The 15,350-nt window shown below is 62.3% G+C and carries 12 protein-coding genes; 3 read left to right on the forward strand and 9 right to left on the reverse strand.

What is annotated here, in order from left to right; translation table 11 throughout:
* The 8 genes from BMX27_RS10280 to BMX27_RS10315 all read right to left on the reverse strand — a co-directional run bounded on the left by BMX27_RS10280 (position 1) and on the right by BMX27_RS10315 (position 8,644).
* Complete coding sequence (locus BMX27_RS10280) at positions 1-807, reverse strand: coniferyl-alcohol dehydrogenase (RefSeq protein ID WP_090159754.1); 807 nt, start codon at positions 805-807, stop codon at positions 1-3.
* Positions 807-2,273, reverse strand: a complete 1,467-nt coding sequence (locus BMX27_RS10285) for an aldehyde dehydrogenase family protein (protein WP_256212468.1) — start codon at positions 2,271-2,273, stop codon at positions 807-809. The genes BMX27_RS10280 and BMX27_RS10285 overlap by 1 nt, the downstream gene beginning before the upstream one ends.
* A gap of 1 nt (position 2,274) precedes the next feature.
* Complete coding sequence (locus BMX27_RS10290; protein ID WP_090159755.1) at positions 2,275-3,420, reverse strand: ABC transporter ATP-binding protein; 1,146 nt, start codon at positions 3,418-3,420, stop codon at positions 2,275-2,277.
* Complete coding sequence (locus BMX27_RS10295) at positions 3,413-4,144, reverse strand: ABC transporter ATP-binding protein (protein ID WP_090159756.1); 732 nt, start codon at positions 4,142-4,144, stop codon at positions 3,413-3,415. The genes BMX27_RS10290 and BMX27_RS10295 overlap by 8 nt, the downstream gene beginning before the upstream one ends.
* A 1-nt stretch (position 4,145) precedes the next feature.
* Entirely contained in the window at positions 4,146-5,081 is a 936-nt protein-coding gene (locus BMX27_RS10300) for a branched-chain amino acid ABC transporter permease (protein ID WP_090159757.1), read from the reverse strand.
* Positions 5,078-5,944, reverse strand: a complete 867-nt coding sequence (locus tag BMX27_RS10305) for a branched-chain amino acid ABC transporter permease (protein ID WP_090159758.1) — start codon at positions 5,942-5,944, stop codon at positions 5,078-5,080. Before BMX27_RS10305 ends, BMX27_RS10300 begins: the two co-directional genes overlap by 4 nt.
* A 63-nt stretch (positions 5,945-6,007) precedes the next feature.
* The gene (locus BMX27_RS10310; protein WP_090159759.1) at positions 6,008-7,207 is read right to left on the reverse strand and encodes an amino acid ABC transporter substrate-binding protein; all 1,200 of its coding nucleotides are present in this window, start codon (positions 7,205-7,207) and stop codon (positions 6,008-6,010) included.
* Between the two features lie 51 nt (positions 7,208-7,258).
* On the reverse strand, positions 7,259-8,644 hold the full coding sequence (locus tag BMX27_RS10315) for an aldehyde dehydrogenase family protein (protein WP_256212469.1): 1,386 nt from the start codon (positions 8,642-8,644) through the stop codon (positions 7,259-7,261).
* Positions 8,645-8,787: 143 nt separating this feature from the next.
* On the opposite strand from BMX27_RS10315, the gene BMX27_RS10320 reads away from it, so the two are divergent.
* Positions 8,788-9,708, forward strand: coding sequence for a helix-turn-helix domain-containing protein (locus BMX27_RS10320; protein WP_090159760.1), 921 nt, complete (start codon positions 8,788-8,790; stop codon positions 9,706-9,708).
* A gap of 88 nt (positions 9,709-9,796) precedes the next feature.
* Positions 9,797-10,900: a TIGR03032 family protein gene (locus BMX27_RS10325; protein ID WP_090159761.1), complete on the forward strand. Its 1,104-nt coding sequence runs from the start codon at positions 9,797-9,799 to the stop codon at positions 10,898-10,900.
* On the opposite strand, the gene BMX27_RS10330 is transcribed toward BMX27_RS10325, so the two are convergent.
* Positions 10,897-11,778 (reverse strand): hypothetical protein, encoded by an 882-nt coding sequence (locus tag BMX27_RS10330; RefSeq protein WP_090159762.1) that lies wholly within the window; start codon positions 11,776-11,778, stop codon positions 10,897-10,899. The genes BMX27_RS10325 and BMX27_RS10330 overlap by 4 nt on opposite strands.
* A 271-nt stretch (positions 11,779-12,049) precedes the next feature.
* Here BMX27_RS10330 and BMX27_RS10335 point away from each other — a divergent pair, with 271 nt between their 5' ends.
* Positions 12,050-15,292 (forward strand): autotransporter family protein, encoded by a 3,243-nt coding sequence (locus tag BMX27_RS10335; protein WP_090159763.1) that lies wholly within the window; start codon positions 12,050-12,052, stop codon positions 15,290-15,292.
* Positions 15,293-15,350 lie beyond the last annotated feature (58 nt).

A 15,350-nucleotide genomic window follows, 5' to 3' on the forward strand; every position in this document is an offset into this window, starting at 1 on the left:
TTATGATGACAGCCCGTGCATGTCGCACAGGATGTTTGATGACATGCCGCCGTCGGCGGGGATGTTGGTGCCGCGGATCCAGGTGGTCATGTCCGACAGCAGAAATGCTATGATGGGCGCGAGGTCGGCCGGTGTGCCTGGCCGGTCCATGATGCGGGCGTCTTCCTCGGCGCGGGCGCCCAGGGTTTCCAGAAAATCCCCCAGGATCGGGGTATCGACCGGGCCGGGGCTGACCGTGTTCATGCGGATGCCGCGCTCGCGCCAGGCCCAGCGGTTCTGCAACGTCCAGGCGATCAGCGCTTCCTTGGAGAAAAAGTAGCTGCGCCCGCCTGCGTTGCTGATCTGATGCGCCTCGGCAAAGCGGGCGGCATCGTCCACATGCACGCCCTCGCTGGCGCGGATCGCGGGGATCGCGTCAGCCCATCCGAAGCCCGCGAGCGAGGCGAGGTTCACGATACTGGCCCCGTCGTTCATTTTTGCGATCAGACCCTGTGTCAGGTGTTTCAGGCCGAAAAGGTTGACCGCCAGCACCTTGTCCGCCGGGGCGGTGGGCGGCAGGCCCGCGATATTGGCCAGCCCGTCGATGCCGTCCGGCAGGGCGTCGATCAGCGCGTCGATGGTGGCCCCGTCAGACAGATCGGCCCGGTAGAATTCCTCGACATGGTCGAACCGTTTTGTCACGTCGATCCCCAGCACGCGGGCCCCCATCGCCGTGCAGACCCGTGCGGTTTCCAGCCCGATACCGGAGGCCGATCCGGTGACGACAATCGTTTTGCCCCGCAGCAGGGGTGCGCGTTCCCAGCCCATCAGAACACCGGCGGGAACGGACGGCCGCCGCGATCAAGCGTGATCCAGCGCGTTTCGGTAAAGGTTTCCATCGACCATTTCCCCCCGTGTTTGCCCACACCCGACGCCTTGCTGCCGCCGAACGGCACGTGCGGTTCGTCGTTCACCGACGAACAGTTCACATGGCACATCCCGGTTTCCAGCTTGCGCGACATATGCAGCGCGCGGTTTTCGTCCGCAGTGATGATGCCGGAACTCAGCCCGTATTCGGTGTCATTGTTCAGGGCGATGGCCTCTGCGTCCGTGCTGAACGGGACTACGACCGCCACGGGACCAAAGGTTTCGTCCTGCCAGACCGCCATATCCGGGGTCACGTTGGTCAGGATCGTGGGTTCCACGAACCTGTCCCAGACGCGACCGCCCAGAACCGCCTTGGCCCCCTTGGCCAGCGCATCCTCGATCTGGAATTTCACCCGTTCGACCTGGCGGTCGTTTATCAGGGGACCGATCACATTGGCCTTGTCCGCCGTGTCGCCGGTTTTCAGCTTGGCCGCGCGGGCGACGAACTGGCGCAGGAAATCGGCGTAGATGCTTTCATGGACCAGCACCTTTTCGACTGACATGCAGATCTGGCCCTGATGCATGAAGCTGCCAAAGCTCGCGGCAGAGGTCGCACGGTCCATGTCGGCGTCTTCCAGCACGATCAGGCTGTCCTTGCCACCCAGTTCGACACAGGCCTTTTTCAAGTGCGCGCCTGCCTTGGCCGCGATCTGGCGACCCACCGGGGTGGAACCGGTGAAAGAGATTCCCTTGACCAAAGGGTTTTCCACCAACTCGTCGCCCATTTCCCCCACGCGTTCGCGCGAACAGGTCACGACGTTGAACACGCCCTTGGGGATGCCCGCCTCTTGCATGACTTCGGCAAAGAACAGACCGCCCGCATAGGGCGTGTCCTCTGACGGTTTCAGCACGATCGTGTTGCCAGCTGCGAGAGGAAAGGCAAATCCGCGCGATGTCAGGATGCCGGGCATGTTCCACGGGCTGATGACGCTGATCACGCCCATCGGGGTCCGTTCGACCATCGACACCTTGCCGTGTTGCGACGGCAGCATTTCACCCACCGCGTTATAGCACATGGCGGCTGCGGCGCGGAACACTTCTGGGACATAGCCCGCCTCGAACATGCCCTTGCCGAACCAGCCGCCGCCTTCTGCCTGTGCGGCGGCAACGAAATCGGCCTTGCGTGCCTCCCAGACGTCGGCGGCGCGCAGCAGGATGCGTGCGCGGTCCTGAAAATGCAGGCCTGCCCAAGCTGGAAAGGCTGCTTGTGCTGCATTGATCGCATCGCGTGCCTCGGCGCGCCCGCCGTCGGGGATCTGCGCCCAGACAGCGCCCGTGGACGGGTTGATGTCATCGAACGTGGTGTTCGAGGACACCCAGTTGCCGCCGATGAACATGCCTTTGATCTGGGTCTGTGAATCGCGCATCCTATTTCCTTTCAAATCCGCTGCCGTCGGGTTGGCGGCGGTACACTTCGACGCGCGGGGCGCGGTACACTTCGATCACGGGGCGTGGCTTCGCCTCGGTCGGTGGGGCAGGGGGCGGCGACGGCGCATAGCGGTCAGGTCGTGGCTGCGGCTTGGGACGGTTGCGGGCGGCCCGTGCGCTGCGTTCGATGTCGGCCAGCGTTGCGGCCAGTCGATCCGTCGGCACCGTTGCTCTTTGCGCCTGCTTTTGGTCAGGCCGCTTTTGTATTGTGGCGGCCACGCTTTGACGTCCCGCCGCCGCGACCAGATCATCGACCGAACGGCCAAGAACACTGTCCGCGGAGATGGTTTTCTGGCTGCGTGGGCGCAGGGCAAAGGCCTCTGCCACGGTTTCCGGCACCTCTGTCGCGGGCGGTGTCGCGGCGCTTTCGTCCCCGCTGCCGACGCCCAGGTAGGCCGCCTGCACGGCAGGATCATTTATCAGGTTGGCGGCGCTGTCCTGATGCACCACATGGGCGTTTTCGATCAGATACCCGCGATCCGCGATGGCCAGCGATTGTTTGGCGTTCTGTTCCACCATCAGCACGCCGATCCCCAGTTCGCGCACCCGGGCGAGGTTCTGGAACAGCTCCTTGGACAGCAGCGGCGACAGGCCCAGCGATGGTTCGTCCAGCGTCAGAATGTTGGGGTTCGACATCATGGCGCGGCCAATCGCGACCATCTGCTGTTCGCCACCCGACATGGTGCCGACGATCTGCCTGCCGCGTTCAGCCAGTTTCGGAAACAGGCTGTACACGCGGTCCAGCGTCATTTTCTCGTCGTCGCGTGCGCGTGGCGCATAGGCCCCCAGCGTCAGGTTTTCGCGCACCGTCAGGTCGGGGAACACGCCGCGCCCCTCTGGCACAAGTGCGAGCCCTGCATCCACGATCCGGTTCGCGCTCAGCCCGTTCAGCGCCGTGCCATCAAGGCGAATATCGCCGGTCACGGCACCTTCGCAGATCCCGCTTGCAGCCTTGAGCAGGGTCGATTTGCCCGCACCATTTGCCCCGAGGATGACGACGATTTCCCCCTTGCCCACAGTGATATGCGCGTTTTCCAGCGCCCGATGCTGGCCATAGCGCACCGTGACGTTTGACATCTCAAGCATCGTCGTCCCCCAGATAGGCGCGAATGACTTCCTTGTCAGACAAGACCTGCGTCGGTGTGCCCTCTGCAATCTTGGTGCCCGATGCCATGACGACGCAGCGGTCACACAGCGACCGGATCGCATCCATGACGTGTTCCACGAGGATGATCGTGCGGCCCTCGTCGCGCAGCGATTTGATCAGCGTGATCCCGATTTGCAGTTCGGTCGGGTTCAGGCCCGCCAGCCATTCATCCAGCAACAGCACCTTGGGGTCGCTGGCCAGCGTGCGCGCCAGTTCCACCCGCTTGGTGTCGATATAGGTCAGCTGCCCCAGCGCCATGTCGCCCTTGCCGCCAAGGCCCACCTTGTCCAGAAGTTGATCGGCGTGGTCCCAGGCATCTTGTCCCCAGCGCCTGCGATGGCCAAAGACGGCTCCGGCGACCACGTTTTCGCGCACGTTCATGGATGGCAGCAGGCGCACAAGCTGGAACGTGCGGCTGACCCCCTTGCGGGTGATGGTCTGCGCGGGCAGGCCGGATATGCGACTCCCCCACAGCGAGACATGGCCCGACGTCAGCGGCAGCGCGCCCGAAATCAGGTTCAGGGTCGTGGATTTGCCGGACCCGTTGGGGCCAAGCAGGCCCACGACCTCACGCTCTGCCACATCGAAATCCATCGCGTTCACGGCGACCAGCCCGCCAAAGCGTTTGGTCACGCCGCGCAGGGACAGGACGGGTGTGCTCATGTCATGCGCCCTCCCGCGTGTTCAGGTGGCGATTGATGCGGCCCATCAGGCCGACGAAACCGCCGGGCAGCAGATAGACGATCACCAGGAACGCCACACCGATGACCAGCGTGGTCTGGTTGGGGAAATTGGACGACACGGCCTCAAGCAGGAATGTGAACGGAATGACGCCCAGCACTGGCCCCCACAGGCGGGATGCACCGCCCAGCAGCGCCATGATGACCACCTGAAACGACAGGATCGGCGCGAATGCCAGCGACGGTTCGATATAGACGTAACGCGGGGCCAGGATCGCACCGGTCATGGCGGCCACGGCACCGGGCACCATGAACAGCAGCACCTTGGCCCGTGCCGTGTTGATTCCGGAATGGGCCGCGACGGTTTCATCATCGCCGATGATCCGCAGCGCGAACCCCAGCCGCGACCGCCCGATCAGCCAGCCCGTGAGGAACACCGCCGCCGACAGACCCAGCAGCCACCAGTAAATTCCCGCCTCGTCGAGGTCGGTCAACACGTACAGGCCCTTTTGCCCCGAATTGTTCTGCACCCAAGTGATGACCTGCCGCACCAGTTCGGCCAGCCCGAGGGTGAAGATCACGAAATAGACGCCCGACAGGCGCAGCGTCGCAAGGCCTACGAGTGCGGCGAGTACTGCACCGATGACCCCGGCCAGCCCTACCAGTGACCAGAACGGAAGCGTGTCGATGCCAAGGCCCGTGACATAGGTGCCGACGCCGAAAAACGCGGCTGTCGCAAGGCTGATGTAATGCGTCGGCCCTGAAAACAGCGCCCAAGAAGTTGCGAGGGCAGTGAACATCGCGATGGTGACGCCCAGCCCCAGCCAGTAGCCCTGATCGCCCAGCGGCAGCAGCGCGCAGATGGCAAAGACGAGGCTTGCAAGGCACAGATTGCGGATATCGGTCGCGGTCAGGCTCATGTCGGTTTCTTTCCGAATAGGCCCTGAGGCCGGAACAACAGGATGCCCAGGAACATCACGTATGCGGCGGCGAGCGTCAGGCCGGGGTCCAGCAGGCTGGCCACGAGCGTTTCCAGGATGCCCAGCAGCAGGGCCGCGACGATGGTGCCGCGCACGTCACCCACGCCGCCCATGATCACGATGATCAGCGCCTTGAGGGTGAAGACGACCCCGGTCGATGCATCGAGCGTGAGGTAGGTTGAAATCAGCGCGCCACCCACCGCCGTGACAGCGCCGCCCAGCGCAAAGGCCAGCGCCGACAGGTGTTTGACATCAATGCCCACCAGCCGGGCAGAGGCTGGGGCCGTCGCAATCGCGCGGATCGACAGACCGGCGCGGGACCGGTTCAGCCACAGATACAGTGCGCCACAGATCAGCACCGCCATCACGAACGACAGCACGCGGTTGGCCCCGTAGGTATTGCCCAACAGCTCGACCGGGAAAGCCATGAAGCTGTAGGAAAAATAATCGCCGCCAAAAAAGCTGAGCATCAGGCCCACGCCGATGAACGACAGGCCAAAGGTCGCAAGAATGCTGTCGGTTTCCAGTTGGCCGCGGTTTTTCGCGCGGTTGACCAGCGGTTGCAGCATCAGGCGGTAGATCAGCCAGTTCAGCGCAAAGGCGAGCGGTGCCACCAGAAAGATCGTCAGGATCGGGCTGAGTTGCGTGGCCGTGTATGCGATGAACGCGAAATATCCCCCGGCAACAAGGATTTCACCGTTGGCCAGATTCATGATCCGGGCAACGCCGTATTGCAGGTTCAGGCCCATCGCGATCAGCGCATAGGTGCCGCCCAGCAGAATACCTGTGATCAGAATGTCCAAAGTGGTGTTCCCCAGTTGATCGGTGCGGGGCGGCGCGGACGCCGCCCCATTTGGTGTGCAGGATTATTCCCAGCCTTCCTTCAGGATGACGGGCACGGTGCCGTCGCGGCCACGCGATGCAACGCCCTTGAACACGCCGCCCTGCCACTGGCCAACAGTCCAGAAGTCGGGGTTGGAGTTGTTTTCGTCAAAGCTGATGGGGCCAAGGATGGTCTCGTAGGTGCTTTCGCGCAGATGTGCGGTGACGGCAGCGCGGTCCAGACCGACAGCCTCGATCGCTTGGGCCAGGATTTCCAGCGAGGCATAAGTCGTGGCCGAAGCCCAGTAATCGGGCTTTTCGCCGGTGACCTCTTCGTGCGCTGCGGCATATTCCATGAAGGCCGGGCTGTCGGGGTTCACACCACCGGCCCCCAGAACGCCCTCTGCGGCGGCCCCGAAACGTGCGCCATAGCCAGGGAACGGGGTGGCGACTGCGGTGTAGAACGCCTTGACGTCCAGGTTTTCGATCATCGCCTGTTCGGTCAGACCGAATGTGTCCGGCGGGTAGGACCATGCGACAAAGGCATCGGGTTCTGCGGCTGCGGCCCCCTTGATCACCGGCGACAGGTCCTGCGTGCCCAGCGGGTAGGATGTCTCGTACACCAGCTCAAACCCGGCCTCTTCGAACAGCGGCTTGGCTGCAGTGGCCAGTTCGATCCCAAAGGCGTCGGCCACGTTGACCATGGCAACGCGGTCGCCCATCTGGCCTGCGTCACGCATGTCGGTCAGCACCTTGACCACGTCGGCGGCCAGCGCGGTGGTGGTGCCAAGGGTAAAGAACATGTTGGGGAACTGCGCGGACAATTCCGGTTGCTGGTCGGTAATCGCAGAAACCGCGATCTGCGGATAGCCGTAGCGGTCGAACAGCGGTGCAGCGGCCAGGTTCAGACCCGTGCCATAGGGGGCGATGATGAAATGCGCGTCGTCCTGCGTGGCCAGACGTTGCACGGCCTTGATCGTCTCGCCGGGGTTGGTCTGGTCGTCGTATTCGATCAGTTCGATCATCATCTGTTCGCCGTCGACGGTCAGGCCGCCAGCAGCGTTCACCTGTTCCACCCACAGATAGATCGAAGGCCACTGTGTGACGGTCGCACCACCGGCCAGCGGTCCGGTTTTGGGGGCCACGGCACCGATGCGGATGGTTTCGGCCGTGGCGGCAGATGCGGCCAGCGCACTTGCGATGGTCAGCGCACTGACGAGTTTCAGAAATGGTCTGCGGTTCATTGCGTATCCTCCATTTGCAATTGATCGTGTGGGCGGATGCCCGTCGTCGTTTCAAAGTGTCGGCGTCTGACCCGCGCTGTGTGTCGCGATCCAGCGCAATTCGGTAAATTCGTGGATGGCCTCCAGGCCACCGAACCGGCCGTAGCCGCTGTGTTTCATGCCCCCGAACGGCATGGCCGGATCATCGTGCACGGTTGGCCCATTGATCTGGACCACCCCGTATTCCAGCCGGTCGGCCATGCGGCTTGCGCGGTCCTGATCCCGGGAAAAAACTGCGGCATTCAGCCCGAAATCGGAATCATTGGCGATCGAGATGGCCTCTTCGGCGTCTTGGACCCGCATGATGCTGGCCAAGGGGCCGAATGTTTCCTCGTGGAAAATGCGCATGTTGGCCGCGATCCCGTCCAGCAGTGCAGGCTGCATCACGCAACCGTCGATTTGACCGCCCACCAGCAGACGCGCGCCCTTGGACACCGCGTCCTCGATCAGGCCGTGGATGCGCTGGGCGGCATCGGCGGAAATCATGCGGCCCAGCGTGGCTGTTTCCTTGACCGGGTCGGCGGCGCGGATGTCTGCGGCGCGGGTGCACAGTTTCGCGACGAATTCATCTGCGATGGCTTTGACGACAATGATCCAGTCCGTCGACATGCAGATCTGGCCTTGGTTGAAATAGGCCCCGAAACAGGCTGCTTCGACAGCGGCATCCAGATCCGCGTCCTCGAGCACGATCAGCGGGGCCTTGCCGGACAGTTCCAGCAGGACGGGTTTCATGTCGCGCGCGGCGGCGAGGGCCACATCACGGCCGACGCGGGTCGATCCGGTAAAATTGATGCGGCGGATGCAAGGATGCGCGATCAGTTGCGCCATGGTGTCGTGGGCTTGTTCCGCCTCTCCGACAACACAGGTCAGCGCACCTGCGGGCAGATCGACGCTGTTGAGGACATCGACAAGGTGCCGATGCGTTTTCGGACAGCGTTCCGACCCTTTCATCACGACGGTGTTGCCGCACATCAGCGCACCGGCGACCGCGCGCACGCCCAGCGTGATCGGCGCATTCCACGGCACCATGCCCAGCACGACGCCAGCGGCCTGCCTGCGGATGATCGACTGCTTGCCCGTCACCGGATCGTCTATGCGCTGGTCGGCCAATGCGGGGGCCAGTCCTGCCACATGGGTCAACTGCGCAATGGCCAGGTCAATATTGAAGGCGGTCCAGGGGTGTGCGGCCCCCACCTCTTCGGCGGCCAGCGCGTAGAATGTGTCGCGATTGGCATCGAGTGCGGCACGCATGTCCAGCAGCACCTTTGCACGGTCGGCGGGTGATCTGCGCGACCACAGCGGAAAGGCGGCGGCAGCTGCGTTCACGGCCCCGTCCACCGCGACAGCGATGGCATCCGACCCTGTGATCAGACTGAATTGTGACGCCTGATGCCGCACGTATCCCTCCCAATCTGCCCTGACGCGCAAACGGACCTCCATCGGTTTGCGCGCACGCCCCACCCAAGGCGGCTCGAACAGCTTACTGGAACGGGGCAGCTAAAAAATATTGATATCCGGTCTTTTCATGTCATGATCTGGTCATGATTTCCGGATTCAGGGGCGGCACCCCACTGTCGGCGCGTCACGCCACGGTTCATGCCGATGTTTTTCGCGGCGGCTTGGCCGACCGATTCCTGGGCGGTTTGGTGGATTTTCCGGGCCGCCCGGTGCAATGCATCATGGTATTGTCCGGGTCGGCGGTCCGCATGACGCCCGATCAGGAAGAGGTCATTACAGGGCCCGCAATCAACTGGACCCCCAAACAGCCCGAGACGCGGATCAAGGCACGGGCGGGCAGCAGCGGCGTCATCATGACGCTGGGTGACTCCATGCTGAGCAATGCCATCGGTCACAAGCCAGAGGCCGCGGCCCTGCGCCTGATGTCGGCGCGGGCCTTTACACTGGATCTCGGGGCCAAGCCTGACATCCTGCAAACCTTGTCCACCTGTTTCGACGCGATCTTTCGCGAGCTGGACGCCGCCCAGACCGGCATGGAGACCGTCATCGAGGCGCAGATCCGTATTTTGCTGGTGTCGCTATGGCGTGCCGGCGTGAACGAGATAATCGAGGCTCACCCCTACAGAACCACGAACCTGACGCTGGAACGGTTCCGCCATCTGGTCGAGGCGCACCTGCGCGAACGGTGGCCGGTCGCGCGTTTTGCCACGGAACTTGGGATTTCGACGGACCGGTTGCACGATATCTGCAAACGCAAGCTGGGCAAGTCACCGCAGCGGTTGATCCGGGACCGTCTGACATTCGAGGCGCAGGCCCTGCTGCAACGGTCGCACCTGACGCTGGATCAGATCGCGGATCACCTGGGATTTCGCAGCACGCCACAGTTCAGCACCTTTTTCAAAGGTGAGGTCGGCATGCCGCCGGGGGCGTTTCGCAAGGCGCTGATGCAGCAGGCTGGCACAAAGTCGGCGGTCCAGATGCGCAGCTACGCCGATTGGCCCTGACGCAATGCTGCGCTGTCGTCGTAAATCGGGTTGTTGAACCCGGACGCTTGCCGCAGGCTGTTCCCCGGACGCAACAGGATGCAGCACGATGGATCAGGCCCAAGCCACCGAACCCGGGACCCAGCCGGAAACGCAATATTCGGTGTCGCCGGGATTTGCGGATTGGTGTGCAGACCAGCACATCTGCGTTGCAATCACATCCTATCAGTCGGGCCGATTTTACCTGCTCGGGCGGAATTCCGAAACGGGTGGCCTGATGGTGAACGAGCGTGTCTATCAAAAGGCGATGGGGCTGGCGACGCCGCGACCCGGTACGATCCTGCTTGCCACGTTGTTTCAGATCACCCGGTTTGAAAATGTCCTGCACCCGGGCGAGGTCGCCGATACCGTGTTCGATGGTCTGTTCGTGCCGCGGGTGCTGCATACGACGGGCGAACTGGATGTGCATGACGTGGGCATGCTGGACGACGGGCGCATCGTCTTTGCAAATACGTCCTACAATTGTCTGGCAACGGTGTCGGATCGTCATTCGTTCGCCCCTTATTGGCGGCCACGGTTCGTGTCCGATCTGGTGCAAGAGGACCGCTGTCACCTGAACGGCCTCGCGATGGGCGAGGCAGGCACGCCAGAGGCGGGGCGCGTGCGCTATGTCACGGCCTGTTCCCGATCGGATACGATCGACGGCTGGCGCGACAGGCGGCAGGATGGCGGTGTCGTGATCGACGTGGACAGCGGTGCCGTGGTCTGTTCGGGACTGTCCATGCCCCATTCGCCGCGTCTGCATGACGGGCGTCTGTATGTGCTGAACTCCGGCACGGGTGAATTGGGCTGGGTCGATATTGATGCACCCGCCGATCAGGCATTTCAGCCGATCAAGTTCCTGCCCGGGTTTGCACGCGGTCTGTCCTTTCATGGCCATCATGCGGTGATCGGCCTGTCGAAACCCCGCCACGAAAGGTTCGAGGGACTGGCGTTGGATCGTCGATTGCAAGAGGCCGACAGCGACGCATGGTGCGGCGTACAGGTCGTGGATCTGCGCACCGGCAAGGTTGACCACTGGTTCCGGATCGACGGGGCCGTGACCGAGCTTTATGACACCGCCGTGGTCGGGGGGACGTCATGCGCAATGTCGCTGGGGTTCACGGCACCCGACATCGTTCATCTGATCACGGTGGACAGGGCGCTGTCCTAGGCTCGGGCGATCGCTGCCGCGATGACGGCGGCCCCGTCGGCGGTATAGTGATATTCATCCAGATAGGTCAGTTCAGCGGCCCCGCACAGCGCAACTCGTGTAGCAGGGCGCAACAAACCGATCACGAATGCCCTGTAATCCGCGCAACGCAGGCGGTGGGTCTGAAACCGCAGATGGTCGGCATCCGATTGGGCGACAGTCACACCGCAGGCGCTTTCATGTTTCGACAGGTCCGGTTTTTCAAAGGCCGTGAATTCGGGGTGCAGGACAAATGTGAAACCGTGCCTTGCTGCCAGCATTTCGAATTCGCCGATCCAGAACGCCGAATAGGCCCTGAGCGCGTTATAGGCCGCTGTCTCTTGATCGCTGCCGGGCGGGGGACCGTCTGCCTTGACGGTCTGGAAATCAGGCACCCCGAACAGGGGGTCGCAACTGCGGACAAATTCGAACCGTGTCAGCGCCCCACCCGGCATCAGGGCGATGAACGCAGGCGGGCGGGGGGCCTGCGCGCAGATCCGCAGTGCCACGGCATACAGCGTGTGCAGCTGCGCCTCGGGGAAGGAAATATTCAGGCAGGGCAACCCCCTGTGCGCCGCCACCTGTGACGGAATGGTCAGGGCATCACCGTCCAGCCCGAACCCGAAAACATGGCTGGATCCCATGACCAGGGCATAGGGATTTCCGGAAAACGCCGCGTTCAGATCATAAGGTGCACCATTCAGCATCCCACGTCGGAACCCGGCGACATCGGTCGTGAAAACCGGCGTCCGCAGCATGGGCGCATAGGCGATGACGCCCGACCGATCGACCCATTTGCGATGCTTGATGTATTGGCGCACCACTGGTTGCTGGCGTGCCAAGGCGCGAAAGTCTGCCATAAACTGGTTTTATCCTTTTCGCCTGCAGCCTAGCGCGCGTTTGGCCGCTCGTAACCCGGTCATCGGACCACATCGCTTGCACAGCTTGAGGATGCGCTGAACGTGTCACTTGGGCAACGTGGAAAAAATTTCCTCTGTAAACCGACAGATACATCCCATTTCGTCCGCACTGGCGGCTAGCGTCTCTTTGAATTGTTCGGGGGCCAGCCGCACTGCGGTTCGAAAAGCCAGCTGGTGAGGCCCCTCAGACGTGTTTTCAAAAGGATTTCATATGTCAGAATTCAAGACGCGAACGTCAATGACCCGAGGACAGCTGCTGCTGTCCGTGTCGGTTGTGGCAATGGGGCTGGTGTCCTACGGGCGACAGGCCGAGGCGCAGGTAGCCGGCTGCGATTTCGATACGGCAACGGGCACCTACACATGTGCGGGTGACCTTGGTGAGCCGTTGGTCCTTGATAAGTCAGGGGCAGATGTAAACGTCATCGTCGAACCGAGTGCCAATTTCCCGGGGAACGGAACTGCCATCAGGGTGACGGGATCGACGGTCAAGATCGACGCCTTGCCGGGATCGAAACTGAACGGCACGATAAATGCCACCGCAGTGACCGATACACCGGGTTCGGATCCGGTTATTGATATCAATGTCGACGGCGCGATCCTTGGCGGCGAAGTCCTCAACAGCGCGATCAGGGCAGCGGCAGCGGCCGGCGATATACGGATTGTGACAGGCGATGGCGAAATCCGGTCGAACTCTCCCGGAGCATCTGCGATTGCGGTGACACGTAGGGCCGACGTCGAGATACTCCAACCCAACACGCTGGATTTGTCTATCGAGAAACCCGTCGCGATCACACGCACGGGGGACGTCAGCATCACGACGGGCAGCGGCAACGTGATCGGTGGCGATCATGCCATCAACGTCGACAATCGTGGGTACCAGACCAAAACAAGCCGTGGTGGCCGCATCGCCATCGAAACCGGATCAGGTCAATTGGCCGCAAGCAAGTACGGCATTCAGACCTATACGACCGGTGGGTCCGTGGACATCACGGTTGGCACCGGCGGGATTGGATACCAAGGCGGGGACCAGGTGCCGACGGTTGCCCGTTCAGCGGAGCCGGAAGACGTCGAAATCGCCGTGCCCGAGGGGACGATGAAATATGGTATCTTGAACAGGCCCGGTCAGGGATCAAGCCGGGACAATTACGGTGCTGAAACCGTCACGATCACTGTCGTCGAAGGCAGCAACATCACGGCTGCCACCGGTATTCGCAGTAACGGCGCGTCCCATGATATCGAGATTTCCGGGGATATCGTTGCGCGGCCTGGCAGCAGAGCGCCAACATATTCCGGGCCGTATGGCATTCTGGTCGGCAAGAATATTCCCGCTTTTTCCAATTCCGGCTCTGAGGCAAAAGTCGCCGAATTGCCGACGGCCGATGGCACCAACACGATCCGCATCACGCAAAGCGGTTCGGTCGACGCGAGCCAAGGCATTGCCGCCATCGTATCCCTTCAGAATGCATCCGATATCACAGTGGCAGGACGGGTCGTCGGAAGTGACATCGAAGCAGGTGCTGCCATCGCCATCATCGACGACCGGAGAGATTTGACGCTGCCGGCGAACCGTGTCGAACTTCAGTCCGGTTATGACATCACGGGCAATGTCTATGTTTCGGGTCCGCGCACGGACGATGTATTGGCCTTGGGTGGTGACGGCGATCTGAGCTTTGACATCGGCAAGATCGGTGGCGACTACGAGGGCCTGCTGGTTTCGCCGAAACCGGTGGGCGAAGATTTCAGTAATGAAATCAATCTGCAGACCGTCCCAGCGGAACCGCTTGCCTTGAACGACATGGTGATGATCACACCCGAAGAAGGGACGTCGGAGCAGTTCTTTGGTTTTGACGCATTTGAAAAGATTGGCAGCGGTACGGCGACACTGACCGGAAGTAGCAAATTAATCGATAATCTGACCGTTCGCGAAGGTACCGTGAAGTTGGACAAGACGCTTGCCAACAGAATGGCCATCGACCTGATCGGTGGACGCCTGACAGGCGCTGGCGGCTTTGGCAGTCTGATCGCCCGCAGCGGCACGGTCGTCTCGCCCGGGTCAGGCACCGGGATCGGTACCCTGACGTCCACCAGCAATGTGACGTTCGAGGCTGGCAGCACCTTTGCGGTGAACCTGCGTGCGGATGGCACCAGCGACCTGATCGATGTGGGCGATGCCGCGCGCATCAGCAACGCGGCGACCCTGGCTGTGACGGCAGCGGCTGGCGACTACAACGGCGACGATCTGGCGTGGACGGTCCTTGTCGCGGACGAGGGGGTCGACGGCACCTTTGGCACCGTGACCGACAATCTGGTCGATGTCGATTTCAAGGATGTCTACGACGGCAGCAGTGTCGTTCTGACGGCAACGGTCGCAGAGGCAGCGCCGGGCGGCGGTGCCGGCCCCGCGCCTGCGGCCCCCGGCGCGTCCGACAAGACCAACGGCCCGGCCTCTGGTGCATCGGCCGGATTTTCCGGTCTGAAATTCTCGGATGCCATGGCAAATCTGCCGACGGTCGGTTCCGGCGCTGTGGAAGGCACGCCATCGACCCGGAACGTTGCCACGTCGGAATTCATCAGCACGAAATCCGAACCCGCAGGCATGTCCGGTCTGACCGATATCGACATGAGCACGTTCTTTTCGACCTTTGCCGAGAAATCCGATGTCGAGGATGCCGGCGGTCTGTCTGGCTATGATGTGCAGTCGACCGGTATCGCGGCGGGTGTCAGTTTCTACAACAGCCTCGGTGATGCCGCGTCCTATCAGGTGAACCTGGGGCTGGGGTATAGCCAGACGAATGTGGACACCGCAGAGGGTGCGGCTGACTCCGATGATCTGCACTTTGGTCTGTCGGGGTCCTATGCGCAGGGTGCGCTGCGCCTGTCGGGTGCGCTGGGCTATTCGGCGTCTGAGTTCGATCTGTCGCGCCGCGTTGGTGCCGCAGTCGCGACGGCCACAACGGATGTGAAAACGGTGTCCGGGCTGGTCGAGGCCTCGTATGATGTGGCACCGCAAATGGGCCTGACCAGCGGCGCGCGTCTTGCACCGCTGGTGCGTCTGCGCGGCTATCAGGCGACTGTCGACGGCTATAGCGAAACCGGTGCGGGCTTGCAGAACCTCAACGTGGCGGAACTGGACTCTGACGCGGTCTATGCCGGTATCGGTCTGCGCTACGGGGCCGTCTATGATGCGCTGGGCACGACCCTGCGCCCCAGCGTGACGATGGTCTACGACACCATGATTTCCGGCGAGGACACGAATGCGATCGGTACGATCACGGGTGTCGAGGGCGCGTTCGACACGTCGGTGAAATCCGGTGCCGACGATTTGCTGTCGCTTGACATGAACATGACCTACGAGATCGAGGACGCCGTCGAAGGTTTCGTGAATCTTGGCGGCAGCGTGGGTGACGACGTCAATGCCCTGCGGGCCGGTGTCGGTCTGACGATCCGGTTCTGATCGCAGACAACGGGATTGGGCGGCATCTGATCAGGTGCCGCCTTTTTCGTGCCCGAGG

The sequence above is a fragment of the Loktanella sp. DSM 29012 genome, assembly GCF_900110705.1.
Classification (GTDB): Bacteria; Pseudomonadota; Alphaproteobacteria; order Rhodobacterales; family Rhodobacteraceae; genus Loktanella; species Loktanella gaetbuli.